This window comes from Streptomyces sp. NPDC021096 (genome assembly GCF_040641275.1).
Taxonomy (GTDB): domain Bacteria; phylum Actinomycetota; class Actinomycetes; order Streptomycetales; family Streptomycetaceae; genus Streptomyces.
Genome location: NZ_JBFADG010000012.1, coordinates 24,569 through 49,360, shown reverse-complemented (window position 1 = coordinate 49,360; position 24,792 = coordinate 24,569). Strand labels below are relative to the sequence as shown.

Sequence of the window (24,792 nt, the reverse complement as noted above, 5' to 3'; positions counted from 1 at the left end):
ATTCCCCGCCGAGTGCCCCAACTCGGCTTGACCCGGGGGGCGTACAGGACTTACGTTCTCAATGTGCGGCGGACGAAAGCCGCTTGCAGCAGCGAAGCCCCCGGTTGTTCCCCCGTGATCGGGGGCTTCGTACTGCGCCCCACGCAGCGATTTGAGCCCTTTGTTCCGCGAACCCCTCCCAGCGCGTCACCCTCGGTGACCACTCTCCGGGTCGCATTCGCGACCGCCCCCGGCTCACGCTCGCGCGGTGATCTGCGCCCCCGCACCCTTCGGCCGACCCCGACCGCGCAGGTACGATGCGAGGCGGCGCACCCATCGGCGGGCAGCTCCCGGGCATCCCCCGGACACCCCCGACGGGACCGCGCCGGTACGGCCGGCAACTCCCGTCCACAGCACAGCAGTTCGGAAAGGCGCGGCCAAGGCACTCGCCCGGCGGCACGGCACGCTACGGGGGCAGGTTTGTGGGGGACGTGATGGATCTCGGCATGCAGGGCCCGCCCGCCCCGGCCGATCTCGCCTGGCTGCGCGCCGTCGACGCCTACACCATGGGCGCGTACACCGAGGCCGAGAAGGAGTTCAGGGTCGCCGTCCGCGTCGACCCCGGAATGGCCGACGCCTGGCTCGGCCTGCACGCGCTGCGCGCGGAGACCACCACCGCGCTGCTGCGCATGTACCGCCACCGCGACCGGTTCGGCGAACAGCGCTCCCGCCACCGCCGCCCGCTCAACTCCTGGTACTGGCTCGGCTGGTGGGTGCAGCCGGTCCTGGAGACCCACCGCGACCTGCTGCTCGCCCACGCCTCGCACTGGCTCGACGGTCGCCACGTCCCCGAGCTCGACCGGGCCCTCGCCGGCTGCCCGCCCGTGGAGACCGACCCCCAGGTGCGCTTCCTGCACGCCTGCCGCGCCTATCTCGTCAAGGACTGGGAACAGCTCGTACGCCACACCGAACCCCTCCTCGACGACCCGCTGCTCGGCATCGAGGCGGGGCTCTTCGGCGGCATGGCCCGGGTGCGGCTGGAGATGTACGGGCAGGCCGAACCGCTGCTGGCCGCCGCCCTGATGCGCTGCCGCAGCGAACAGCCGCAGCGCAAGGAGCTGCGCTACTGGCTCGCCCGTGCCCACGAGGGCACCGGCCGCAGCGCCGCCGCCCTGCCCCTCTACCGCGCCGTGCACCGCGTCGACCCCTCGTTCATGGACACCTCGGCCCGGCTCACCGCCATCGCCGACGGCGACGGGCTCGACGACGAGCACGTGGACCTGCCGCCCGTGCCGCTCGGCGCCTCCTTCCCCGACCCGGTCGACGCCGGCCTCGAGCCGGAGGGCCAGACCGCCCCCGACCCGCTCGAGGGCCGCGACGTCCTCACCGGCACCGGACCCGGCACCGCGCCCGGACCCGCCCCCACCGCGGGCGCCCCCGTGGAGGCCGACGGCGTCCGCGAGAAGCTGCGCGTACCCGCCCAGCCCGGCCCCCCGCCGCTGCCCGGCCGCTCCGACCCCGTCCTGCTCGCCAAGGCCCTGGCCGAGCTGGAGCGGATGGTGGGCCTCGAACCGGTCAAGCGGCAGGTGCGGGCGCTGTCCGCCCAGCTGCACATGGCCCGCCTACGGGCCGGCCAGGGGCTGCCCGTCCAACCCCCCAAGCGGCACTTCGTCTTCTCCGGCCCCTCCGGCACCGGCAAGACCACGGTCGCCCGCATCCTCGGCCGCGTCTTCTACGCCCTCGGGCTGCTCGGCGGCGACCACCTCGTCGAGGCCCAGCGGGCCGACCTGGTCGGGGAGTTCCTGGGCCAGACCGCCGTCAAGGCCAACGAGCTGATCGACTCCGCCCTCGGCGGCGTGCTCTTCGTCGACGAGGCCTACAGCCTCTCCAACACCGGCTACAGCAAGGGCGACGCCTACGGCGACGAGGCCCTGCAGGTCCTCCTCAAGCGCGCCGAGGACAACCGCGACCGCCTCGTCGTCATCCTCGCCGGCTACCCCGAGGGCATGGACCGCCTCCTCGCCGCCAACCCCGGCCTCCACTCCCGCTTCACCACCCGCGTCGACTTCCCCAGCTACCGCCCCGCCGAACTCACCAGCATCGGCGAGGTACTGGCCGCGGAGAACGGCGACGCCTGGGACGAGGAGGCCCTGGAGGAGCTGCGCAGCATCAGCGGCCACGTCGTCGAACAGGGCTGGATCGACGAGCTCGGCAACGGCCGCTTCCTGCGCACCCTGTACGAGAAGAGCTGCGCGTACCGCGACCTGCGTCTGTCGGCCTATCCGGGCACGCCCACGCGCGACGACCTGGCCACGCTGCGCCTGCCGGACTTGATGCAGGCCTACGGCGAGGTCCTCTCGGGCCCCGGCTGGGGCTCCCCCCGCCGCCGCCAGGGCGACGCCCGCGACCCCCAGGATCCGGCGCCCTGACGGGCGGTGTCCTCAATCGCCGGACGGGCTGAAATTCAGCCCGTCCGGCGGCGGGCTCAGCCCGCCATCGCCTCCTCGGCCTGCGGTACGCGCGGATCCGTGACGCGGACGGCCGGCGCGGGCGCAGGCTCCCGGTGTGCCGGGTCGCGGACCTCGCCCACGAGCTTCTCCAGCACGTCCTCCAGCGCCACCAGCCCCAGTACGCGCCCTGACGCGTCCGTCACCGCCGCCAGATGGGCGGCGGCCCGGCGCATCACCGTCAGGGCGTCGTCGAGCGGCAGCTCCGCCCGGAGCGTCTCGACGCGGCGCCAGATGTGCTGCGGCACCGCCCGGTCCCGGTCCTCCAGGTCCAGCACGTCCTTGACGTGCAGGTAGCCCATCACGGCGCTGCCGGGACGGCCCGAGGCGCATATCGGGAAGCGGGAGTAGCCGGTCCGTACCGTCAGCTCCTCGACCTGGCGGGGCGTGACCGACGGGTCGACCGTCACCAGCGTGGCCGGGTCCAGCAGGACGTCCGTGACCGGGCGGCTGCCCAGCCCCAGCGCGTCCTCCAGCCGCTCCTGCTGCTCCGGCTCCAGCAGCCCGGCCTGGCGGGAGTCCTCCACGAGGTGGGTCAGCTGCTCACTCGTGAAGACCGCCTCCACCTCGTCCTTGGGCTCGACGCGGAAGAGCCGCAGCACGCCGTGGGCGCACGCGCCCAGCAGCCGGGTGACCGGCCGGCACAGCCGGGCGAAGGTCACCAGCCCCGGCCCCAGCCACAGCGCCGCCCGGTCGGGCGCCGACATGGCCAGGTTCTTCGGCACCATCTCGCCGATGACCAGGTGCAGGAAGACCACCAGGGCCAGCGCGATCACATAGCCCAGCGGATGGATGAGCCCCTCGGGCAGCCCCACCGCGTGGAAGAGCGGTTCGAGCAGCTTGGCCACGGTCGGCTCGGCCACCGCGCCCAGCGTCAGCGAGCAGACGGTGATGCCGAACTGGGCCGCCGCCATCATCTGCGGCAGGCTCTCCAGCCCCGTCAGGACCTTGCGGGCCCGGCCCGAGCCCTCGGCGGCCTTCGGCTCGATCTGGCTGCGGCGCACGGACACGAGCGCGAACTCGGCGCCGACGAAGAAGCCGTTGGCGAGGACCAGGACCACCGCGAAGAGGAGTTGCAGCACGCTCATCGCCGCGCCCCCGTCAGGCCGTCGGTACGGACGTCGGCACGGGCATCGGCACGGACGAACCGCACGCGCTCGGCACGGTGGTGTCCGACCCGGCGCACCGAGAGCCGCCAGCCGGGCAGCTCGGCGCCGTCCCCGGGGGCGGGGATGCGGCCCAGCAGGCCGGCGACGAGCCCGGCGACCGTCTCGTACGGTCCGTCGGGCGCCTCGAGGCCGATGCGGCGCAGCGCGTCGACACGGCAGCCGCCGTCGGCCTCCCACACCTGGCGGCCGTCCTCGCAGGCCACCGGGGCCAGCTGCGGCCGGCCCGCGTCCGCGGCGTCGTGCTCGTCGCGGACCTCGCCGACGAGCTCCTCGACGATGTCCTCCAGCGTCACCACTCCGGCCGTGCCGCCGTACTCGTCGACGACGACGGCTATCGGCTGCTCGCTGCGCAGCCGCTCCAGCAGCGGCTGGACGGGCAGGGTCCCGGGGATCAGCATGGGGGCGACGGCGATCCGGCCGACGGGGGTGCGCAGCCGTTCGTGGCCGGGTACGGCGAGCGCGTCCTTGAGGTGGACCATGCCCACGACCTCGTCGAGCCGCTCCCGGTAGACAGGGAAGCGCGAGAGGCCCGTGGCACGGGTGAGGTTGAGGACGTCCTCCGCGGTCGCGGTGGACTGCAGGGCGCTGACCTTCACCCGGGGCGTCATCACGTGCTGGGCGGTCAGCCCGCCCAGCGACAGGGTGCGGACGAACAGGTCGGCGGTGTCCTGCTCGAGCGCGCCGGCCCGGGCCGAGTGCCGGGCGAGCGAAACGAGTTCGCCGGGGGTGCGGGCGGATGCCAGCTCCTCGGCGGGCTCGACGCCCATGGCCCGTACGAGCCGGTTGGCGACGGCGTTGAGCAAGGTGATCACGGGCCGGAAGAAGTGGGCGAACAGGCTCTGCGGGCCGGCGACGAACCGCGCGACCTGCAGCGGCCGGGAGACGGCCCAGTTCTTGGGCACCAGCTCGCCGACGACCATCTGGACGGCGGAGGCGACCAGCATGCCGGTCACGACGGCGACGCCCGGGGCGGCGCCGTCCGGGAGCCCGGCGGCGGTGAGGGGGCCGGTGAGCAGCCGGCCGAGCGCGGGCTCGGCGAGCATGCCGACCACCAAGGAGGTGATGGTGATGCCCAGTTGGGTGCCGGAGAGCTGGAAGGAGAGCTCGCGCAGCGACGCGACGACGGTGCGGGCCCGGGGGTCGCCGTCGGCGGCGGCCCGCTCGGCCTCCGGCCGCTCCACGGTCACCAGGCCGAATTCGGCGGCGACGAAGAAGCCGTTCGCGAGGATGAGGAGCAGCGCTGCCGCGAGCAGCAGAAGAGACACGGTGATACTCATGACGCCGCCTCGCTGTGGGGGGCGGCGCAGGTACTACAGGACGGTCCGTCCATTGCCGGAGTAAGTCACTCCTCGGTTCGCAGGTGCCCCGGTGCGGGGGCGGGGCACGTGTGTGCCCGTGACACCAGAGTAATCATGGAACCCGGAGGTGCACCGATTCAGGTCGTGGACCGGCCCGTGCCGTGCGCCTCGGCGAGCGCCCGCAGGGCGCGGGCGTCGGCGATGGCCTGCTGTTTGGCGATGCCGGTCTGGATGCCCATGGCGGGCAGGCTGGTGCCGTCGGAGAGGTCGAGGTAGACCCACGGGTCGCCGGCGCGCAGATTGACCCGCACGATCTGCGGCCAGGCCAGCCGCCGGGTCGTCGTGAGGTTGGTGACGGTGACACCGTCCTCGGTGGCGACGACCTTGGGGCGGCTGAGCAGCCCGAGCACGCCCAGGCCGAGCAGCCCGGTGCAGATGAAGGTGATCCGGTCCCCCGTGGTGAACGACTCCAGCATCAGCGAGAGCGCCGTGAGCACGGCGAGCAGGGCGCCGCCGATGCTCAGCAGCACGACCCGGGTACGGGTCGGGCGGAAGGTGACGGGCAGCTCGGGGGTGGACACGTCGTGGGTCGCCTTCGTGCGGATACGGGCCGGACGGTGAAAGGGGGCGCTCAGAGGCGGCAGGCGTGGATGCCCGTGGTGAGGATGGCGCGGGCGCCCAGCTCGTAGAGCTCGTCCATGATGCGCTGGGCGTCCTGGGAGGGGACCATCGAGCGGACCGCGACCCAGCCCTCGTGGTGCAGCGGGGAGACGGTCGGCGACTCCAGGCCGGGGGTCAGGGCGACGGCGCGCTCGACCTGCTCGACGCGGATGTCGTAGTCCATCATCACGTAGCGCCGGGCGACGAGGACGCCCTGCATGCGACGGAGGAACTGCTGCACCTTGGGGTCGTCGGCGGGGGCGCCGTGGCGGCGGATGACGACGGCCTCGGACTTCAGGATCGGCTCGCCGATGATCTCCAGGCCGGCGTTGCGCAGGGTGGTGCCGGTCTCGACGACGTCCGCGATGACCTCGGCGACGCCGAGCTGGATGGCGGTCTCGACGGCACCGTCGAGGTGGACGACGGAGGCGTCCACGCCGTTGTCGGCGAGGTGCTTGGTGACCAGGCCGGAGAAGGACGTGGCGATCGTCATGCCGCCGAACTCGGTGACGTCCTTGGCCGTGCCGGGGCGGGTGGCGTAGCGGAAGGTCGACCCGGCGAAGCCGAGCTGCATGATCTCCTCGGCGCGGGAGCCGGAGTCGAGCAGCAGGTCGCGGCCGGTGATGCCGATGTCGAGCTTGCCGGAGCCGACGTAGACCGCGATGTCGCGGGGGCGCAGGAAGAAGAACTCGACCTCGTTGCCGGCGTCGACGAGGACGAGTTCCCTGCGGTCCTTGCGCTGGCGGTAGCCGGCCTCATGGAGCATCGCCGACGCAGGCTCGGAGAGAGAACCCTTGTTGGGGACGGCGATGCGCAGCATGAGGTCGTTTTCCTTTGTGCGTGGAGTGCGGTGCTGAAAGGGAATGGTGCGGTGGTTCGGGGTCAGAGGTGAGCGTATACGTCGTCGAGGGAGATCCCCCGGGCCACCATCATCACCTGAAGGTGGTACAGCAGCTGGGAGATCTCCTCGGCGGTGGCCTCGGCGCCTTCGTACTCGGCGGCCATCCACACCTCGGCGGCCTCCTCGACGACCTTCTTGCCGATGGCATGGACGCCCTTGCCCACCAGCTCGGCAGTGCGGGAGGTGGCGGGGTCGCCGGAGGCCTTCTGCTGGAGCTCGGCGAAGAGCTCCTCGAACGTCTTCTTGGACATGGTGGTCCTACCCTACGGGGTCCACCCGGTGGGTCAGTGCCAGGGCTCGGACACCGAGCGCAGGATCATCGCCGTGGAGACGGCCGCGGTGACCGCCTCGTGGCCCTTGTCCTCGGCCGAGCCCTCGAGTCCGGCGCGGTCCAGGGCCTGCTCCTCGGTGTCACAGGTCAGTACGCCGAAGCCGACGGGGACGCCGGTGTCGACGGAGACCTTGGTGAGCCCCTGGGTCACGCCCTCGCAGACGTAGTCGAAGTGCGGGGTGCCGCCGCGGATGACGACGCCCAGGGCGACGACCGCGTCGTAGCCGCGGCCGGCGAGGACCTTGGCGACCACCGGGAGCTCCCAGCTGCCGGGCACGCGCAGCAGGGTGGGCTCGTCGATGCCCAGGTCGTGCAGGGCGCGCAGGGCGCCGTCGACGAGGCCGTCCATGACCTTCTCGTGCCACTGCGCGGCGATGACGGCCACCCGCAGGTCCTGGCAGTTCTTCACACTCAGCTCGGGTGCGCCCTTGCCGCTCACGTGTCGCTCTCCTCGTTCGGTACGTCGTTCGGGGTACGTCGGTCTCTGGATCGGTGGTGCTCGGTGTCGGTCACTGGTTGCCGCAGGCCGAGATGTGCTCGGCGTCCAGCCAGGGAAGATCGTGTCCCATGCGGTCCCGCTTGGTGCGCAGGTAGCGCAGATTGTGCTCGCCGGCCTGGACGGGCATCGGCTCGCGGCCGGTGACCTTGAGGCCGTGCCGGACCAGGGCCGCGGTCTTGTCGGGGTTGTTGGTCAGCAGGCGCAGGGAGCGCACGCCGAGGTCGGAGAGGATCTGGGCGCCGGCGGCGTAGTCGCGGGCGTCGGCCGGCAGACCGAGCTCGAGGTTGGCGTCGAGCGTGTCGCGGCCGTCCTCCTGCAGCTCGTAGGCGCGCAGCTTGGGCAGCAGGCCGATGCCGCGGCCCTCGTGGCCGCGCAGGTACAGCACGACGCCGCGGCCCTCGGCGGTGATGCGCTCCAGGGAGGCGTGCAGCTGGGGGCCGCAGTCGCAGCGCAGCGAGCCGAAGATGTCGCCGGTCAGGCACTCGGAGTGGACGCGCACCAGCACGTCCTCGCCGTCGCCGAGGTCGCCGGCGACGAGGGCGATGTGCTCGACGCCGTCGACGGTGGAGCGGTAGCCGTGGGCCCGGAAGTCGCCGAATGCGGTGGGCAGCCGGGTGGTGGCCTCGCGGCGGACGGTGGGCTCGCTGGACTTGCGGTAGGCGATCAGGTCCTCGATGGAGATGATCGACAGGCCGTGCTTGCGGGCGAAGGGCACCAGCTCGGGCAGGCGCAGCATGGCGCCGTCCTCGCCGGCGATCTCCACGATGGCGGCGGCCGGGCGGAGACCTGCGAGGCGGGCGAGGTCGATGCCGGCCTCGGTGTGGCCGTTGCGGACCAGGACGCCGCCGGGCTTGGCGCGCAGCGGGAAGACGTGCCCGGGGCGGACGAAGTCGCCGGGGACGGCGGCGGGGTCGGCCAGCAGGCGGATGGTGACGGCGCGATCGGCGGCGGAGATGCCGGTGTCGGTGCCGTGGTCGCGGCCGGCGTCGACGGAGACGGTGAACGCGGTGCGCATCGACTCGGTGTTGTGGTCGACCATCTGGGGCAGGTCGAGCCGGTCGATGTCGTGCTCTTCCATGGGCACGCAGATCAGGCCGCGGCACTCGCTCATCATGAAGGCCACGATCTCGGTGGTGACCTTCTCCGCGGCGACGATCAGGTCGCCCTCGTTCTCGCGGTCGGCGTCGTCCACGACGACGACGGGCCGGCCCGCCGCGATGTCGGCGATCGCCCGCTCGACGGGGTCGAGGGTCAGCACGTCGGCGTCACCGTTGTCGGTGTCGTACCAGCTCTGAACGGCGGTCATGCCGTTACTCCTTCCGGAACGGCCGCGGTCCGGGCGCTCGCCCGCGAACGCAGCCACCAGTCGCGCAGGCCCCACAGGACCAGGACGAGGTAGACGATGTAGACGAGGCCGGAGAAGGCGAGCCCGCTGTCGAAGGCGAGCGGGACGCCGACCACGTCGACCAGCAGCCAGGCGAACCAGAACTCCACGAGCCCGCGGGCCTGGGCGACCATCGCGGCGAGGGTGCCGACGAAGATGTACGCGTCCGGCCAGGGGTTCCAGGACAGTTCGGGTACGGCGGTGAACAGGGAGCCGACGGCGAGGGTACCGACGGCGGTGCCGGCGAGCAGCAGGGCGCGCTCGCGCCAGGAGGCGAAGCGGACGGCGATGGAGCCGTCCTGGGCGCTGCGCCGCCCGCCCGCCCACTGCCGCCAGCCCCACAGGGCGACGGCGATGACCAGGAGCTGCTTGCCGATGCCGCCGCTGAGGTGGGCGGAGGCGTAGGCGGCGACGAGGATGACGCCGGAGACGAACTGGGCCGGCCAGGTCCAGATGGAGCGGCGCCAGCCGAGGGCGAGGGCCACGAGGCCGACGGTGTTGCCGATCATGTCGGACCAGATGACGTGCTGGCCGAAGGCGGCGAAGGCCTCGCCGTTGAGCCAGTCGAGGGCGCTCATGCGACGGGCTCCTTCGTGCCGCGCTGCCCCAGGAGGCGCTCGACGTACTTGGCGAGGACGTCCACCTCGAGGTTGACCGGGTCGCCGGCCTGCTTGATGCCGAGGGTGGTGAGGTCGAGGGTGGTGGGGATGAGGCTGACGGTGAAGTGGTCGTCGCCGGCCTCGACGACGGTCAGGCTCACTCCGTCGACGGTGATGGAGCCCTTGTCCACGACGTAGCGGGCGAGCCCGTCCGGCAGGGCGATCTTGACGATCTCCCAGTGTTCGCCGGGCACCCGCTCGACGAGGCGGCCGGTGCCGTCCACATGGCCCTGGACGAGGTGGCCGCCGAGGCGCCCGCCGAGCGCCATGGGGCGCTCGAGGTTGACGCGCGAGCCGGGGACGAGGGCGCCCAGGCTGGAGCGGCTCAGGGTCTCGGCCATGACGTCGGCCGTGAACTCGCCGTCCGCGGTCTCGACAACGGTCAGGCAGACGCCGTTGACGGCGATCGAGTCGCCGTGCTTGGCGCCCTCGGTGACGACGGGGCCGCGCAGCCGCAGCAGCGAGGAGTCGCCGAGATTCTCGACGGCGACGACCTCACCCAGCTCTTCGACGATTCCGGTGAACACTTCAGCTCTCCTCGGTGGCGGAGACGGGAACGGGTACGGGGGCGATGGGGGTGGCGGTGATCCGCAGGTCGGGGCCGACGCGGGCGACGTCGGTGACGTCCAGGCGCAACGCCTGCGCGATCGTGCCGATTCCGGCGTCGCCGAGGGCGGAGGGCCCGGCGCCCAGCAGGGCGGGGGCGAGGTAGCCGACGACGCGGTCCACGGCACCGGCGGCCAGGAAGGCGCCGGCGAGGGTGGAGCCGCCCTCCAGCAGGACGGAGTACACGCCGCGTGCGTAGAGCTCGGCGAGCAGGGCGTGGACGTCGATGCCGGTCGCGTCGGCGGGCAGGCGGGCGATCTCGACGCCGGGCAGGTGGGCGGTGTCGGCGTCCTCGCCGACGACGATCAGGGTCGGTGCCGCGTCGTCCAGGACCCGGGCGCCGGGCTTGACGGTGGCGCGGGTGTCGACGACGACGCGCAGCGGCTGGGTGACGGGGTCCCGGTCGGGTACGGGGCCGCGGACGGCCAGGTGGGGGTCGTCCGCGCGCAGCGTGCCGGAGCCGACGACGACGGCGTCGGCCTCGGCGCGCAGCCGGTGCACGTCGGCGCGGGAGGCGGCGGAGGAGATCCAGCGGCTGGTGCCGTCGGCGGCGGCGCTGCGGCCGTCGAGGGTGGCGGCGTACTTCCACAGGACGAAGGGGCGCCCGTGCAGCACGGAGGTGAGCCAGGCGGCGTTGCCGGCCGCGGCCTCGTCCGCGAGCAGTCCGCCCTCGGTGTCGACGCCGGCCGCCTCGAGGGTGGCGGCGCCGCCGGTGGCGGCCGGGTTGGGGTCGGCGACGGCGTAGACGACGCGGGCGATGCCGGCGTCCAGGAGGGCCTGGGCACAGGGGCCGGTGCGGCCGGTGTGGTTGCAGGGCTCCAGGGTGACGACGGCGGTGCCGCCCCGGACGTCGTGGCCGGCGTCGGCGGCGGCGCGCAGGGCCTCGACCTCGGCGTGCGGGCCACCGGCGCGGCGGTGCCATCCCTCGCCGAGCGTGCGGCCGGCGTCGTCCAGGAGGACGCAGCCGACGACGGGGTTGGGGCTGGTCGAACCGAGGGCGCGGGCGGCGAGCGCGATGGCGCGTCGCATCGCGTCGGCTTCGGTCGCGGTGGCCACCGGGGTCCTCCTGCCTCTTCGGGCACGGACTCCGGGGCTGTCGTACGGGACGACGAATGAGCGGGTACGCCGCAGCGGTGACCATGGGACCGGGGACGCGAGGAGGGGGTGGCCCGATCCCGGAGGGTCCCGGGAAGGGTCCCGGAAGACCGGGACGTCTGCCACCCATCCGCGTCACCGGTGACGGTGTGCCGATGCGTGCCCGCCGCGCACTGCCTCCCATCCGGACTTTAACCGTCGGTCCAGGAATTTCACCTGGTCAACCGGCCGCTGGCTGCGGACGGGTCGCGGACTGTAACCGCCGGTTCGGACTTTCACCGACCCCGGAGTGCGCTGCGTATCAAATGGATCATCAATGGTACAGGTGCCTGACCTGCGGCTTCTCATCCTCCGCAGCTCCGACGAGTCCGAGCGTACGCCGGGCGGCGCCGCGGTGTCCACGGGGACTTGACAGAGTGCGCGGCCTCACACACCTGCTGCTACCCGCCGTACGCCGGGCCGGGCGGCCCCGCCCACGGGTTTGGTCCATACCTATTGACGCACTGGTCTAGTCCTCTTAACCTCTGCCACACCTCCGAGGAGTACGGCCCGCCGGTACGCGCGCACCACGGGCCACAGCACGTCGCACACCCCCCACGCAACGCTCTTTTGAGCCCCCCACTGGAGGACCCGATCGTGTTGTTCCGCAAGAGACCCCTCAGACCCCGTGCCCGCAGGAGCGTCGCCCTCGCATCGGCGGGCACCGCCCTGGCCTCTCTGCTCGTGGGCACCCTGTCCGCGACCGCCTCGCACGCCGAGGACCAGTCCGCCTGCCGCCCCGACGGCCTCTACGCCACCCCCGGCGTCGACGTCCCCTACTGTTCGGTCTACGACGCGGCGGGCCGCGAGAAGATGGGCGCCGACCACCAGCGCCGCGTCATCGGCTACTTCACCGGCTGGCGCACCGGCAAGGACGGCACCCCCGCCTATCTCGCCCCCGACATCCCCTGGGACAAGGTCACCCACCTCAACTACGCCTTCGCCCACGTCGGCCCGGACGACAGGATCTCCGTCGGCGCGGACGGCACCGCCAATCCCGCCACCGGGATGACCTGGCCGTCCGTCCCCGGCGCCGAAATGGACCCCGCACTCCCCTACCAGGGCCATTTCAACCTCCTGAACAAGTTCAAGAAGCAGCACCCGCAGGTGAAGACGCTCATTTCCGTGGGCGGCTGGGCGGAGACCGGCGGCTATATCGACGAGAACGGCAAACGCGTCGACTCCGGCGGCTTCTACAAAACGGCGACGAACGCCGACGGATCGGTCAACCAGGCCGGGATCGACACCTTCGCCGATTCGGCCGTCGCCTTCGTCAAGAAATACGGCTTCAACGGCGTCGACATCGACTACGAGTACCCGACCTCGATGAAGGACGCGGGCCACCCCAAGGACTGGACGCTGGCCAACGCCCGGCGCGGCGGGCTCAACAAGGGCTACGCGGCCCTGATGAAGACGCTGCGCGAAAAGCTCGACCGGGCCGGCGCGGCGGACGGAAAGCACTATCTGCTGTCCGTCGCCGCCCCCTCCTCCGGCTATCTGCTGCGCGGCATGGAGACGTACCAGAGCACGAAATACCTGGACTACGTCAACGTGATGTCGTACGACCTGCACGGGGCCTGGAACGAATTCGTGGGCCCGAACGCCGCGCTGTACGACGACGGAAAGGACGCCGAACTCGCCAAGTGGGGCGTCTACGGCGCCGCCCAGTACGGCGGTGTCGGCTACCTCAACGGCGACTGGGCCTACCACTACTTCCGCGGCGCGCTGCCCGCCGGGCGGATCAACCTCGGCCTGCCGTACTACACGCGCGGCTGGAAGAACGTCACCGGCGGCACCGACGGGCTGTGGGGAACGGCCAAGGCCGCCACCTGTCCCGCCGGCTCGGGCCTGACGACCTGCGGCGACGGCGCGGTCGGCATTGACAACCTCTGGCACGACAAGGACGACGCCGGCAAGGAGTCCCCCGCCGGGTCCAACCCGATGTGGCACGCGAAGAACCTGGAGAAGGGCGTCGCCGGCGACTACCTCGGCGCGTACGGCTTCCCCGCCGGCACCAGGCCCACCGGCACCTACGCCCGCCGCTACGACGCCACGCTGACCGCCCCCTGGCTGTGGAACGCGGACAAGAAGGTCTTCCTCTCCACGGAGGACGAGCAGTCCGTGAAGGCCAAGGCCCAGTACGTGGTGGACAAGGGACTCGGCGGCACGATGGTCTGGGAGCTCGCCGGCGACTACGGCTGGAACGCGGGCAAGGGACAGTACGAGCCCGGCTCCACGCTCACCACCACGATGTACGACGCGTTCAGGTCCGCCCCCGCCTACGGGGCGAAGCGGGCGACGACCGACGTCCCCGGCCAGGCCGTCGACATCCAGGTGGGCTTCACCCAGTTCCCCCTCGGCGACTCCAACTACCCCATCAACCCCAAGATTCATCTCACCAACAACACCAAGACCACGGTCCCCGGCGGCGCGGAGTTCCAGTTCGACTACGCCACCTCCGCGCCCGGCAACGCCAAGGACCAGTCGGGCTGGGGACTCAAGGTCGTACGCAGCGACCACTTGGCCCCCAACAACATCGGCGGCCTCAAGGGCGACTACCACCGGGTCTCGGTGAAGCTGCCGGCCTCGCAGCCGCTCGCGCCGGGCGCCTCGGCGGACATCGACTTCGTCTACTACCTGCCGACGTCGACGCCCTCCAACTGGACCGTGACCTTCGGCGGCCGCACCTACGCCCTGGCCGGCGATCTGGCCCGCGGCACGGCCGTCGTCGACCCGGGCGGCCCCACGCCCACCCCGACCGGAACCCCGACGGGCACCCCCACCGGCGGCGCCTGCACCGCGCCGTCCTGGGACGGGGCGACCGCCTACAACGGCGGCGCCACCGTCTCGTGGAAGTCCCGCTCGTGGAAGGCCAAGTGGTGGACCCGGGGCGAGGAACCCGGCACCACCGGCGAGTGGGGGGTCTGGCAGGACCTGGGCTCCTGCTGATGCACTGAGCACCGGCACACTGGCCGGAAGCCGGTAGGGAGCGGAATGGGCGACAGCACGGGCGGCGCGGGCACCGCGGACCGTACGGATCCCCGGGTGCGCCGGGCGCGGATCGCGATGGCGGCGGTGTTCGCCGTGCACGGCGCGGTCACGGGCACGTTCGCCACCCGCGTCCCCTGGATCCAGGAACACGTGGACATCAGCACGGGACGCCTCGGCCTCGCGCTGGTCTTTCCCGCGATCGGCGCGTCGCTCGCGATGCCGCTCGCGGGGAGGGTCGTCCACCGCTTCGGCTCGCGCACGGCGCTGCGCGGCCTGCTCGCCCTGTGGTGCGCGTCCCTGGCGCTGCCCGCCCTCTCCCCCGGCATGCTCGCGCTCTGCGCGGCACTGGCGGTGTACGGGGCGACGTCCGGAATGGCGGACGTGGCCATGAACGCGCTGGGCGTGGAGACCGAGGACCGGCTGGGCCGTTCGATCATGTCGGGGCTGCACGGCATGTGGAGCGCCGGTGCGCTCGCCGGCTCCGCGGCGGGCACGGTCGCCGCGCACGCCGGCACGGATGCCCGCCTCCATCTCGGGGTGGCGGCCGGCCTGCTCGTCGTGCTCGGCTCGGTCGCCTGCCGCTGGGTGCTGGACGTGCGCACCGGCGTCGCGGAGCATCCGCCGCCGCGGTTCGCCCTGCCGCCGCGCTCGGCGGTGGTCATCGGCGCGGTCGGCTTCTGCGCGGTCTTCGCCGAGGGGGCGAGCCTGGACTGGTCGGCGGTCTACCTGCGCGACGTCATCGGCTCCGACCCGGGCGTGGCCGCCGCCTGCACCACGGCCTTCGCCTGCACGATGACGGTGGCCCGGCTGGCGGGCGACGCGGCGGTGCGGCGGTTCGGCCCGGTGCGGACCGTACGGGCGGGGGGCGTGCTGGCGACCGCGGGCGGGGTGCTCGTGGTCCTGGCGGACGATCCCCTGCCGGCCGTCGCGGGGTTCGGCCTGCTGGGGCTGGGCATCGCCGTCGTCGTACCGCTGGCCTTCGCGGCGGCGGGGCGCAGCGGGAAGGATCCCAGCCAGGCGATCGCGGGCGTCGCTACGATCACCTACACCTCGGCACTGATCGCGCCGGCCGCCATCGGGCAGATCGCGAACGCCACGTCGCTGGTGGTGTCCTTCGCGCTGGTGACCGTGCTGACGGCGGGGCTGGTGGCCGGCGCGGGCGTGCTGCGGGCCCCGGCCCGGGACACCGCCCTCTCCCGTGGGGCCCCGGCGGCCAGGCGCTGAGCGCACACGCCGCCGCGGGCCGTGTTCCGAACCCCGAGGGGGTCGGCCACGGCCCGCGGTGGAGGGGAACCGTCAGGCGCTTCTGGATCAGATCACGATGGCCCAGCCGTGCCCGCCGCCGTGGTGCTTGTTGTGGTGGTCGCAGTCACGGTCGTGGCCGCCACCCCACTTGTCGTGGCCGCCACCCCACTTGTCGTGGCCGCCGCCCCAGCGGTCGCAGCCGTCGTGGCCGCCACCCCACTTGTCGTTGTGGCCGCCGCCCCACTTGTCGTGGCCGCCGCCCCAGCGGTCGCAGCCGTCGTGGCCGCCACCCCACTTGTCATGGCCGCCGCCCCACTTGTCGTTGTGGCCGCCGTTCCAGCCGCCCCAACCACCGTGGCCGCCCCAGCCGTTGTTCTTCCACTTGCCGATCCAGATGCCACCCCAGTTGTTGCCCCAGTGGTTGCCCCAGTTGTTGCCCCAGCTGGTCCAGTCGTGGTAGCTGTGGCGGCTGTAGCTGCGGTGGTGGTCGTCGTGGTCGCAGTCGCGGTCACGGTCCTTGCGGCCGTGGTCGCAGTCCTTGTCGCGGTCACGGTCGCGGCCGCGGTCGCAGTCCTTGTCGCGGTCACGGTCGCGGTCGCGGTCGCGGCCCTTGTCCCGGTCGCAGTCCTTGTCGCGGCCGTGGTCCTTCTTCTTGTCGCGGCCGTTGTCCTTCTTCTTGTCCTTGTCCCGGTCCCGGTCGCGGCCCTTGTCCCGGTCACCGTGGTCGTCGTCCCAGGTCAGCGCCTGGTTGCCGGACGCGACCTGCGGCGCGGCCTGGGCCAGGCCGGCCACCGGAACAACGGTGGCGCCGGCGAGGATCGCGGCGGCCGCGGTGCGGCCGACGAGCTTGCGCATGTGTGTCTCCTGAATTGCAGGAAATCGGACACCCCACGCATACCTCGCATGAACCGATAAACATCCGGCGGTCGTGGCCATACAGCCCTACGAGGTGTTAATTGCGCCGATCGCAGCAACGCGAAAGAGGGACCCGCCCAAGCCCCCGGGGGGCCGGACCTCCCGGCCCCCGAACCCGCCTCAGGACGCGTCGCCCGTGCCGCGGTCGTAGTCGGTGGTGCCACCGTCCAGGAGGGCGGGCTCCCGGCGGTCGGCGGCCCGGGAGAGCCAGCGCAGGGCGTGATAGCCGGTGAGCACGATGAGGGTGCCCAGTGCGATGCCGCTGAGCTCGAAGTTGTCGGTGAACTTCAGCGAGACGCCGCCGATGCCGATGATGACGCCCGCGGCCGTCGGCACGAGGTTGAGCGGCTGGGCGAAGTCGACCTTGTTCCGCACCCAGATCTGGGCGCCGAGCAGGCCGATCATTCCGTAGAGGATGACAGTGATCCCGCCGAGCACGCCGCCGGGAATGGCGGCGACGACCGCGCCGAACTTGGGGCACAGGCCGAAGAGCAGCGCGAAGCCGGCGGCGGCCCAGTACGCGGCGGTCGAGTAGACGCGCGTCGCCGCCATCACGCCGATGTTCTCCGCGTACGTGGTGGTGGCCGGGCCGCCCACCGCGGTGGAGAGCACGGTCGCGCTGCCGTCCGCGATGATCGCCATGCCCATCTTGTCGTCGAGCGGGTCACCGGTCATCTCGCCCACGGCCTTGACGTGGCCCGCGTTCTCGGCGACCAGCGCCACCAGCACCGGCAGTGCGACCAGGACCGCCGAGGCCGAGAAGTTCGGGGCGTGGAAGGTCGGCACGCCGATCCAGTCCGCCTTGGCGACGCCGGAGAAGTCGATGCGCCAGTGGTCCGTCACCTTGCCAGAGCCGTCCGCCGAGTGGATCTTGCCCGCGGTCCGGTCGAGGATCCAGGACAGCGCATAGCCGAAGACGAGGCCCAGGAAGATCGCGATGCGCGACCAGAACCCCCGCAGCACCACCAGCGCGAGGCCCGTGAACAGCATCGTGGCGAGCGCGGCCCACTGGTCCTGCGGCCAGTACGTCCCCGCCGCCACCGGGGCGAGGTTGAAGCCGATGAGCATGACGACCGCACCGGTCACCGCCGGCGGCAGGACGGCGTGGATGACCCGCGGGCCGAGGACCTGGATGACCACGCCGCAGCCGACGAGGGCGGCGCCCACCACGAGCATCGCGCCGGTCAGTGTGCCGGCGTCCCCGCCCTGGCCCGCGATGACCGCGGACACTCCGACGAAGGAGAGCGAGGACCCCAGGTAGCTGGGCACGCGCCCGCGCGTCATCAGCAGGAACAGCACCGTCGCCACGCCCGACGCCATCAGCGCCAGATTGGGGTCCAGCCCCATGAGGATCGGCGCGACGAAGCACGCCCCGATCATCGAGACCACGTGCTGCGCACCGAGCCCGACGGTGCGGCCCCACGACAGCCGCTCCCCCGGCTTGACCACCTCCCCGGGCTTCAGGTGCTTGCCATCGCCGTGCAGCTTCCACCCGACGCCCGCCATGACCACTCTCCATTTCGCAAGGCCCTGCGCGCCGCAGAGACCAAGCGATTAATAGTCGATCGCCATGGCAGGGACAAACCAAGCGTGACGACGCGAGCCGCCGAATACGGAGCGTGACAATCCGGCGAGGACACGGCCCTCGTTCACCCGTTCTGGTTAACTCTCCCGGGGATTCGCCTACGCTCCGTATTCGGGTGTCACTCTGTGCGTATGACGATGACGCGGGCGCAGCCGGCGGTGCCCGCCGGCATCGACTGGGTACTGGCGCGGATGCGGGGGCTCGACGCCGCACTGCCGCCGAGGGACGGGGTGGCGGTCTTCAACCGGGTCTATCTGACGGTCACGGAGGAGATCGGCCGCCGGGTGGCGGCGGGGGGCTTCCGGGACCGGCACGCCGCGGCCGACCTCGACGTGCGCTTCGCCAAGCGCTATCTGCACGCCGTCGACCAGGCGTCCATGGGCCGTCTGCTGCCCGCCTGCTGGCGGCCGCTGTTCCAGCTGCGGGGGCATCCGGCGGTGCAGCCCCTGCAGTTCGCCCTGGCCGGGATCAACGCCCACATCGGCCATGACCTGGCCCTGGCCCTGACCGAGACCTGCCGGGCGCTGGACGTCGAGCCGCGCGCCCTCGAGGGCGACTTCCACCGCATCGGGTCGATGCTCGTCGCCATGGAGGAGCGGATCCGCGAGGAGCTGATGCCGGGGCCGGATCTGCTGGACGTCGCCGATCCGCTGACCCACCTGGTCGGCTCGTGGACGCTGGAGGCCGCGCGGAACGCGGCGTGGGCCTCGTTCCGCGCGCTGTGGGCCATGCGGGAGCTGCCCGATCTGGTGGAGGAGCTCACCGACCGCGTCGACGCGAGCGTCGGCATGGTCGGCCGCTGTCTCCTCACGCCCCTGGGCTGACGCACGGACGCCCGTGCGTCAGCCCCCGGGCTCAGTCCTCCGGCAGCTCGACGGGCGCGATCTCGTCGTAGACGTCGCCCGGACCGGGGTTGGTGGCGTCCGTGGAGCCACCGAACTGGTGCATCACGCCCCACACCGCGTTGAGCGCGGTCTGGACGGCGCCCTCGGCCCAGCCGGCGGTCCAGGAGATGTCGTCGCCGGCGAGGAAGATGCCGCGCTTGTCCTCGGGCAGACGGTCCTGCATGAAGTGGGTGAACAGACGCCGCTGGTAGCGGTAGTGACCCGGCAGGTTGGCCTTGAACGCGCCCATGAAGTAGGGCTCGTTCTCCCAGGAGACCGTCACCGGGTTGCCGATGATGTGCTTGCGGATGTCGACCTTGGGGTAGATCTCGCCGAGCGACTTGAGCATGACCTCCATCCGCTCGTTCGCCGACAGCGGCAGCCACTTGAGGCTGTCGTCGCACCAGGTGTACGAGAGGCAGATGACGGCCGGCTTGTCCGGGCCGTCGTCCAGGAGGTAGGTGCCGCGGGTCATCCGGTCGGTGAGCGTCATCGACATGACGTCACGGCCGGTCTCCTCGTCCTTGTCCAGCCAGAACGGCCGGTCCACAGGCACGAACAGCTTGGACGACTCCATGTAGTGGGTGCGCTCCATCGCCGTCCAGTGGTCGATGGGGAAGAGCGTGTCGTCGCACGCGATCTTCGACAGCAGCATCCACGACTGGGCGGTGAAGATGGCCGCCTGGTACGTACGGATGTCACCGGTCGCGTCCGTGACCGTGATGCGGTTGCCGGCCGTGCGGTGCAGCCGGGTGACGGCCGGGCGGGGGGCGCCGCCGTGCAGCGAGGACAGCGAGGTGCCCTGCGCCCAGTGGATGATCTTCTCCGGCTCGCGGTCCCACAGGCGCAGGGGCAGCTGCTGGCTGCCGCCGACGATGCCGCGGTGGTGGTCGTCCGCCTCGGTGTAGACGACGCGCAGGATCTCCAGGATGGAGTTGGGGAAGTCGGTGTCCCAGCCGCCGGTGCCGAAGCCGACCTGGCCGAAGATCTCGCGGTGCTTGAAGGACTTGAAGGCCTCGGACTCGCAGAGGAAGCCGTAGAAGGTCTGGTTGTCGAGCTTCTCGACGAGCTTCGCCCAGATCTCCCGGATGCGCGGCACATCGCGCTCGCGCATGGCGCGGTTCATGTCGGAGAAGTCCGCGCCCTCCTCCAGGCAGGCGTTCCACGCGTTCATCACGTCGCGGTAGACCTGCGGAAGGTCGTCGACGGTGACGGCGTAGTGCGACTCGCCCTTGAGGTCGACGACCGTGGAGGGGGTGTCGGGCGCGAGCGGGTTGGGGAACGGCTTGGTCTCCAGCCCGACGAGGTCGATGTAGTGCTGGAAGGCCGTGGAGGACGGCGGGAAGCGCATGGCGCCCATCTCCGCGGTCAGCGGCCCGCTGTCGCCCTCGGCGTCACAGCCCTCGAAGCCGACCGTGCGCAGGCGGCCGCCGATCTGGTCGGCCTCGTAGACGACGGGCTTGAGGCCCATCTTCATCAGCTCGTACGCCGCGATGATGCCGGACAGACCGCCGCCGATGACCGCGACCTCGGTGCCGTGCTCGGTGGCCGGTATCTGGCCGAGGCCCGCCGGGTGGGCGAGGAAGTCGTCGTAGGCGAAGGGGAAGTCCGGGCCGAACATGGTGATCGGCGGCTCGACGGGCTGGGCCTGCTCGTGCTCGTCGTGGACGGCGGTGGGCACCGTGGACGTCATCGGCTGGACTCTCCTACTGGCAGGGGGTGTGGGCGGGGCGGGGGAAGCCCGGGGGTCAGATGAGCGAGGCGTAGAGCTCGGGGCGGCGATCGCTCAGGTAGGTGTTCTCGGCGCGGGAGGCCTTCAGCAGCGCCGGGTCGACGTCGGCGACGATCAGGTCCTCGCCGGCTCCGGCGCGCGCCCGTACGGTCCCGTCGGGCGCCGCCAGGCAGGACAGCCCGGCGAAGGCGAGGTCGCCCTCGGCTCCGCAGCGGTTGGCGTAGGCGATGTAGAGCTGGCTCTCCCACGCACGGGCCGGGATGATCGTCTGCGGGACGATCTCGTAGGGCCGCATCAGCGCGGTGGGCGCGAGCAGCAGGTCGGTCCCGGCCAGGGCGTGGGCCCGTACGGTCTCGGGGAACTCCACGTCGTAGCAGACCAGCAGCCCGAGCCGGACGCCGTCGAGGTCGGCCTGGACCACCGGCTCCTCGCCGGGCGTGAAGTAGGTGTTCTCGTACGCGCCGAAGAGGTGGGTCTTGCGGTAGTGGGCGAGGCGGGTCCCGTCCGGGCCGATGAGCTGCAGCGAGTTGTAGATCGTCTCGCCGTCGCGCTCGGGGTAGCCGTAGCCGACGGCCAGCCCGTGCTCGGCGGCGATACGGGCGACGGCCTGCGCCCCGGGGCCGGTGGCGGGCTCGGCCAGGTCACGGACGGCCTCGCCGAGGGCGTACCCCGTCAGGTACAGCTCGTTCGTGAGCAGCAGCCGGGCACCGGCGGCCGCGGCCCGCCGGGCGGCGGCGGCCAGGGCGTCGAGGCTGTCGGCGGTGGAGGAGGGAACGCCGCTGGGGCCTTGGTACAGCGCGATGCGCAGCGGCGTCATTCGTCCCTCTTGTAGCTCGTCGGGCGGGTGGGTCACACACCTGTTCGTGTAAACGAGTCGACGGTACGGTCCGGGATCTCGACGGGACAAGGCGCCGACGTTGCGCGCAGACGGCGGATTCATTGCGCCTTTACGGGGGTCCGCGGCGATTCGTTGCGCGGGGGCCCGGCAGGGGGCCGCGGGTGGCCCGACCGGGGCATTTCCGGGGCTGTCCCGAGGAGCGCCGGACGTCGGCCCGGGCGGCTCAGGAGGGTGCGCCGGAGCTGAAGCGGCGCAGCAGGGGCGAGAGGACCAGCACGGACTTGGTGCGCTCCACGAAGGGCTCGCCCGCGATGCGCTCCAGGACGCGCTCGAAGTGGCGCATGTCCGAGGCGAAGATCTGGACGATGGCGTCGGCCTCCCCCGTGACGGTGGAGGCCGACGCCACCTCCGGGTACCGCGACAGGCCCCGGTGGATGGCCTCGGGCGAGGTGTTGCGGCGGCAGTAGAGCTCGATGAAGCCTTCCGTCTCCCAGCCGAGCGCCGCCGGGTCCACCCGTACGGTGAAGCCGGTGATGGCGCCCTCGGCGCGGAGTCTGTCCACGCGCCGCTTGACGGCGGGCGCGGACAGGCCGACCTCCGCGCCGATGTCGGCGTAGGAGCGCCTGGCGTCCTCGGCCAGGGCATGCACGATGCGTTCGTCGAGCTCGTTCAATCGCACGGCGGGTGGATCACATTTCTCCGGGTAACCAGCTACTGCTACCAGCAGTAGATCACGTACCCGGCCGTGCCCCCGACCCGATGGGCGTGGACCTGCCCCCTCAGCTGCCGAGCGCGGTGCACATGGCGGGAGGTCCGGGGAATTCCTCCGGAAGGGCGTCCATCAGGAGCTCGTCGACGTACTGGCCCAGCCAGTGCCCGGACCTGCGAAAACGGCCGGTGGGCCGGAATCCGGCCTTCTCGAAGGCGGTGATGCCGGCCCGGTTGGGTTCCAGCACCCGCAGCCACACGGCCCGCATGGCACCCAGGTGGAACGCCCAGTCGAGGGTCAGACGGGTGGCTTCCTCGGCGAAGCGCTTGCCGCGCTGGGCCGGGGCGACGACGATCGCGAACTCGGCCCTGCGCTCGCCGGGGTCGATGCGCAGCGTGGTCAGGGCGACCGACTGCTTGTCCTTCAGGCGTACGACCTCGAACCGCGCGTGGTTGCGGTCGTCGAGCTCCCGGTCCCACTCGTCGGCCCGGGCCTCCCACGACCGGGGGAAGCGGCTGCCGGCGCCGAGGATGGTCCCGGGGTCGCACTCCCATCTGTGGTACTCGGTCAGCATCTCGTCGCGGGGCATGCCCAGGGCGAGCCTGTCGCCGGTCAGCAGGAGGTGGGGACTGCTCATCCGATGTGATCCCTTCCCGTCTGCCGGGTCCCCGGACGGCGGACCCGGCAGGGAGGGATCATAGGGGCGGCGCGGAGAAGATCATTTCTTCTCGGTGGCCCGGCCGCCCCCGGATCGGGGCCTCAGCGGCCCTTGCGCCGGCCCTTGCCGCGGGCCTTCTTCGTGTTCCGCGAACCGGCCTTGGCGCCGGTCCTGGCGCCCGGCTTCGCACCGGGCTTGGGGCCGGCCTTGGCGGCCGGCTTGGCGCCGGACTTCGTCGCCGGCTCGGCGTCGGCCTTGGCGTCGGCCTTCGTGTCCGCCTTCTCGTCGGCCTTGGCACCGGACTTGGCCTCGCCCTTCGCCGCCGTGGCGGCGGCCTTCGCGGCCGTACCGGCGGCCGCCTTGGCGCCGGCCTTCGGAGCGGTCCGCTTCGCCTTCTGCGCCGGGACGGCGCCCTTGGCGGCACCCGCCGCGGCCGGCAGGGCCTCGCCCAGGGCCTCCGTCGCCAGGCGCGAGCGGCGCATGCCGTAGAAGAAGTAGATCAGCAGGCCCAGGACCATCCAGGCGCCGAAGACCTGCCAGGTGATGACGTCCAGGTTGCACATCATGTAGACGCACATCCCGAAGCCCAGGACGGGGAAGATCAGGCCGAGCGGGATCTGCACCGAGCGGACGGTGATGCGCACACCCGAAAGCGGTACACGGAAGCTGCGGTGCATGTCGGGGCGGGTGAAGCGCAGCACGATGACGGCGATGTTCACCAGGGCGAAGGCGAAGAGCGTGCCGATGCTGGTGGCGTCGGCGAGCTGGCCGAGCGGGACCGCGGCGGCCAGGACCCCGCAGAACAGCGAGACGATCAGGGTGTTCGCCAGCGGCACGCCCTTGCGGTTGACCTTGGCGAAGGCCTTGGGGACCAGGCCGTCGCGGGACATCGCGAAGAGGATGCGGGTCTGTCCGTAGAGGACGGTCAGCACGACGCTGGCGATGGCGATGACGGCGCCGGCGGCGAGCAGCACGGCCCAGAAGCTCTGGCCGGTGACGTCCTCCATGATGCCGGCGAGCGCGGCCTCGGAGCCCTTGAACTCGCCCCACGGCATGGCGCCGATGGCGATCGCCGCGACCAGCACGTAGATCGCCGTGACGATCAGCAGCGACAGCATGATCGCCTTGGGCAGGTCCTTCTTCGGGTTCTTGGCCTCCTCACCCGCGGTGGAGGCGGCGTCGAAGCCGATGTAGGAGAAGAACAGCGTGGCGCCGGCGGCGCTCACGCCACCGAGGCCGAGCGGCATGAACGGCGCGTAGTTGCCGGCGCGGATGCCGGTGAAGGCCACGGCGCAGAAGAGCAGCAGGGCCGCGATCTTCACGGCCACCATGATGGTGTTGGCGCGGGCGCTCTCCTTGGCGCCGCCGATCAGGAAGGCCATGCACAGCAGCACGACGAGCAGGGCGGGCAGGTTGAAGATGCCGCCGTCGACGCCCGGCGGGTTGGCCAGGGCGTCGGGGATGGTGACGCCGATGGTCCCGTCGAGGAGCTCGTTGAGGTACTGGCCCCAGCCGACGGCCACGGCCGCGACGGAGACGCCGTACTCGAGGATCAGGCACCAGCCGCAGACCCAGGCGACGATCTCGCCCAGGGTGGCGTAGGCGTACGAGTACGAGGAGCCGGAGACCGGGATGGTGCCGGCCAGCTCCGCGTAGGACAGCGCCGAGAACAGCGCCGTGATGCCCGCGAGGACGAACGAGATCACAACCGCCGGGCCTGCGTCGGGCACGGCCTCGCCGAGGACGACGAAGATGCCGGTGCCCAGCGTGGCACCGATGCTGATCATGGTCAGCTGCCACATGCCGAGCGAGCGGCGCAGGCTGCCGCCCTCGCCCTGGCCGCCCTCGGCGACCAGGCGCTCGACGGGCTTGCGGCGCATCAGGCGGGCGCCGAAGCCGGCGGCGGGCGGCGGGGAGAGCCGCTTGCGACCGGTGGAGGGTGGCGCAGTGCCTTGGTCCAACACGGGGTTGCTCCGTTCATGACTGCCGGTGGGGGTGCCGGTCGGAAGCAGCGGCCCACGGCGGCCACCCAGGGCGCGCCGGCATGGCAGAGCAAACCCATAGCGAGGGGGTACCGCCGAGCAAGCGGTACCCGCCACTCCACGTTC

At 72.0% G+C, this 24,792-nt stretch carries 21 protein-coding genes and 1 riboswitch; of the genes, 4 read left to right on the top strand and 17 right to left on the bottom strand.

The window, feature by feature from the left end; genetic code table 11:
• Positions 1 to 473: 473 nt before the first annotated feature.
• Positions 474 to 2,408 (top strand): AAA family ATPase, encoded by a 1,935-nt coding sequence (locus AB0G59_RS17780; RefSeq protein WP_360912562.1) that lies wholly within the window; start codon positions 474 to 476, stop codon positions 2,406 to 2,408.
• A gap of 56 nt (positions 2,409 to 2,464) precedes the next feature.
• Here AB0G59_RS17780 and AB0G59_RS17775 read toward each other — a convergent pair whose 3' ends face one another.
• The 10 genes from AB0G59_RS17775 to ribD form a co-directional block, all read right to left on the bottom strand.
• A complete protein-coding gene (locus tag AB0G59_RS17775) occupies positions 2,465 to 3,574 on the bottom strand; it encodes a hemolysin family protein (protein WP_360912560.1) in 1,110 nt (369 codons plus the stop codon).
• Positions 3,571 to 4,932, bottom strand: a complete 1,362-nt coding sequence (locus tag AB0G59_RS17770; RefSeq protein WP_360912558.1) for a hemolysin family protein — start codon at positions 4,930 to 4,932, stop codon at positions 3,571 to 3,573. Before AB0G59_RS17770 ends, AB0G59_RS17775 begins: the two co-directional genes overlap by 4 nt.
• 158 nt (positions 4,933 to 5,090) lie before the next feature.
• Positions 5,091 to 5,534: a PH domain-containing protein gene (locus AB0G59_RS17765; RefSeq protein ID WP_360912556.1), complete on the bottom strand. Its 444-nt coding sequence runs from the start codon at positions 5,532 to 5,534 to the stop codon at positions 5,091 to 5,093.
• Positions 5,535 to 5,584: 50 nt separating this feature from the next.
• A complete protein-coding gene (hisG, locus tag AB0G59_RS17760; protein ID WP_071963643.1) occupies positions 5,585 to 6,433 on the bottom strand; it encodes an ATP phosphoribosyltransferase in 849 nt (282 codons plus the stop codon).
• 62 nt (positions 6,434 to 6,495) lie between these two features.
• The gene (locus AB0G59_RS17755) at positions 6,496 to 6,765 is read right to left on the bottom strand and encodes a phosphoribosyl-ATP diphosphatase (RefSeq protein WP_071963644.1); all 270 of its coding nucleotides are present in this window, start codon (positions 6,763 to 6,765) and stop codon (positions 6,496 to 6,498) included.
• Between the two features lie 33 nt (positions 6,766 to 6,798).
• Positions 6,799 to 7,284, bottom strand: a complete 486-nt coding sequence (gene ribH, locus AB0G59_RS17750; protein ID WP_071963645.1) for a 6,7-dimethyl-8-ribityllumazine synthase — start codon at positions 7,282 to 7,284, stop codon at positions 6,799 to 6,801.
• A 70-nt stretch (positions 7,285 to 7,354) separates the two neighbouring features.
• The gene (locus AB0G59_RS17745) at positions 7,355 to 8,650 is read right to left on the bottom strand and encodes a bifunctional 3,4-dihydroxy-2-butanone-4-phosphate synthase/GTP cyclohydrolase II (protein ID WP_360912553.1); all 1,296 of its coding nucleotides are present in this window, start codon (positions 8,648 to 8,650) and stop codon (positions 7,355 to 7,357) included.
• Positions 8,647 to 9,306: a nicotinamide mononucleotide transporter family protein gene (locus AB0G59_RS17740; protein WP_360912551.1), complete on the bottom strand. Its 660-nt coding sequence runs from the start codon at positions 9,304 to 9,306 to the stop codon at positions 8,647 to 8,649. The genes AB0G59_RS17745 and AB0G59_RS17740 overlap by 4 nt, the downstream gene beginning before the upstream one ends.
• A complete protein-coding gene (locus AB0G59_RS17735) occupies positions 9,303 to 9,914 on the bottom strand; it encodes a riboflavin synthase (protein ID WP_360912549.1) in 612 nt (203 codons plus the stop codon). Before AB0G59_RS17735 ends, AB0G59_RS17740 begins: the two co-directional genes overlap by 4 nt.
• Before the next feature lies 1 nt (position 9,915).
• Positions 9,916 to 11,049, bottom strand: coding sequence for a bifunctional diaminohydroxyphosphoribosylaminopyrimidine deaminase/5-amino-6-(5-phosphoribosylamino)uracil reductase RibD (gene ribD / locus AB0G59_RS17730; protein ID WP_360912547.1), 1,134 nt, complete (start codon positions 11,047 to 11,049; stop codon positions 9,916 to 9,918).
• A gap of 205 nt (positions 11,050 to 11,254) precedes the next feature.
• A riboswitch (FMN riboswitch) is annotated at positions 11,255 to 11,385 on the bottom strand.
• A gap of 339 nt (positions 11,386 to 11,724) precedes the next feature.
• Here ribD and AB0G59_RS17725 point away from each other — a divergent pair.
• Together AB0G59_RS17725 and AB0G59_RS17720 are read left to right on the top strand one after the other, a co-directional pair.
• On the top strand, positions 11,725 to 14,076 hold the full coding sequence (locus AB0G59_RS17725; RefSeq protein ID WP_360912545.1) for a glycosyl hydrolase family 18 protein: 2,352 nt from the start codon (positions 11,725 to 11,727) through the stop codon (positions 14,074 to 14,076).
• Positions 14,077 to 14,121: 45 nt separating this feature from the next.
• Positions 14,122 to 15,342 carry an MFS transporter gene (locus AB0G59_RS17720; RefSeq protein ID WP_360912543.1) on the top strand — a complete coding sequence of 407 codons (1,221 nt, stop codon included), beginning with the start codon at positions 14,122 to 14,124 and terminating at the stop codon, positions 15,340 to 15,342.
• An 87-nt stretch (positions 15,343 to 15,429) separates the two neighbouring features.
• On the opposite strand, the gene AB0G59_RS17715 is transcribed toward AB0G59_RS17720, so the two are convergent.
• Both AB0G59_RS17715 and AB0G59_RS17710 read right to left on the bottom strand, forming a co-directional pair.
• Positions 15,430 to 16,218: a hypothetical protein gene (locus AB0G59_RS17715; RefSeq protein ID WP_360912541.1), complete on the bottom strand. Its 789-nt coding sequence runs from the start codon at positions 16,216 to 16,218 to the stop codon at positions 15,430 to 15,432.
• A 180-nt stretch (positions 16,219 to 16,398) separates the two neighbouring features.
• Positions 16,399 to 17,784, bottom strand: coding sequence for a solute carrier family 23 protein (locus tag AB0G59_RS17710; RefSeq protein WP_360912539.1), 1,386 nt, complete (start codon positions 17,782 to 17,784; stop codon positions 16,399 to 16,401).
• Positions 17,785 to 17,994: 210 nt separating this feature from the next.
• On the opposite strand from AB0G59_RS17710, the gene AB0G59_RS17705 reads away from it, so the two are divergent.
• On the top strand, positions 17,995 to 18,687 hold the full coding sequence (locus AB0G59_RS17705; protein WP_360912537.1) for a DUF5995 family protein: 693 nt from the start codon (positions 17,995 to 17,997) through the stop codon (positions 18,685 to 18,687).
• A gap of 31 nt (positions 18,688 to 18,718) precedes the next feature.
• Here the strand turns inward: AB0G59_RS17705 and AB0G59_RS17700 are convergent, their stop codons facing one another.
• The 5 genes from AB0G59_RS17700 to AB0G59_RS17680 form a co-directional block, all read right to left on the bottom strand.
• On the bottom strand, positions 18,719 to 20,440 hold the full coding sequence (locus AB0G59_RS17700; protein ID WP_360912535.1) for an NAD(P)/FAD-dependent oxidoreductase: 1,722 nt from the start codon (positions 20,438 to 20,440) through the stop codon (positions 18,719 to 18,721).
• Positions 20,441 to 20,495: 55 nt separating this feature from the next.
• Positions 20,496 to 21,296 (bottom strand): carbon-nitrogen hydrolase family protein, encoded by an 801-nt coding sequence (locus tag AB0G59_RS17695; protein ID WP_360912533.1) that lies wholly within the window; start codon positions 21,294 to 21,296, stop codon positions 20,496 to 20,498.
• A gap of 244 nt (positions 21,297 to 21,540) precedes the next feature.
• A complete protein-coding gene (locus tag AB0G59_RS17690; RefSeq protein WP_086572781.1) occupies positions 21,541 to 21,996 on the bottom strand; it encodes an Lrp/AsnC family transcriptional regulator in 456 nt (151 codons plus the stop codon).
• 100 nt (positions 21,997 to 22,096) lie between these two features.
• Entirely contained in the window at positions 22,097 to 22,663 is a 567-nt protein-coding gene (locus AB0G59_RS17685; RefSeq protein WP_360912531.1) for a GNAT family protein, read from the bottom strand.
• A gap of 122 nt (positions 22,664 to 22,785) precedes the next feature.
• The gene (locus AB0G59_RS17680) at positions 22,786 to 24,648 is read right to left on the bottom strand and encodes an amino acid permease (protein WP_360912529.1); all 1,863 of its coding nucleotides are present in this window, start codon (positions 24,646 to 24,648) and stop codon (positions 22,786 to 22,788) included.
• Between the last annotated feature and the right edge of the window lie 144 nt (positions 24,649 to 24,792).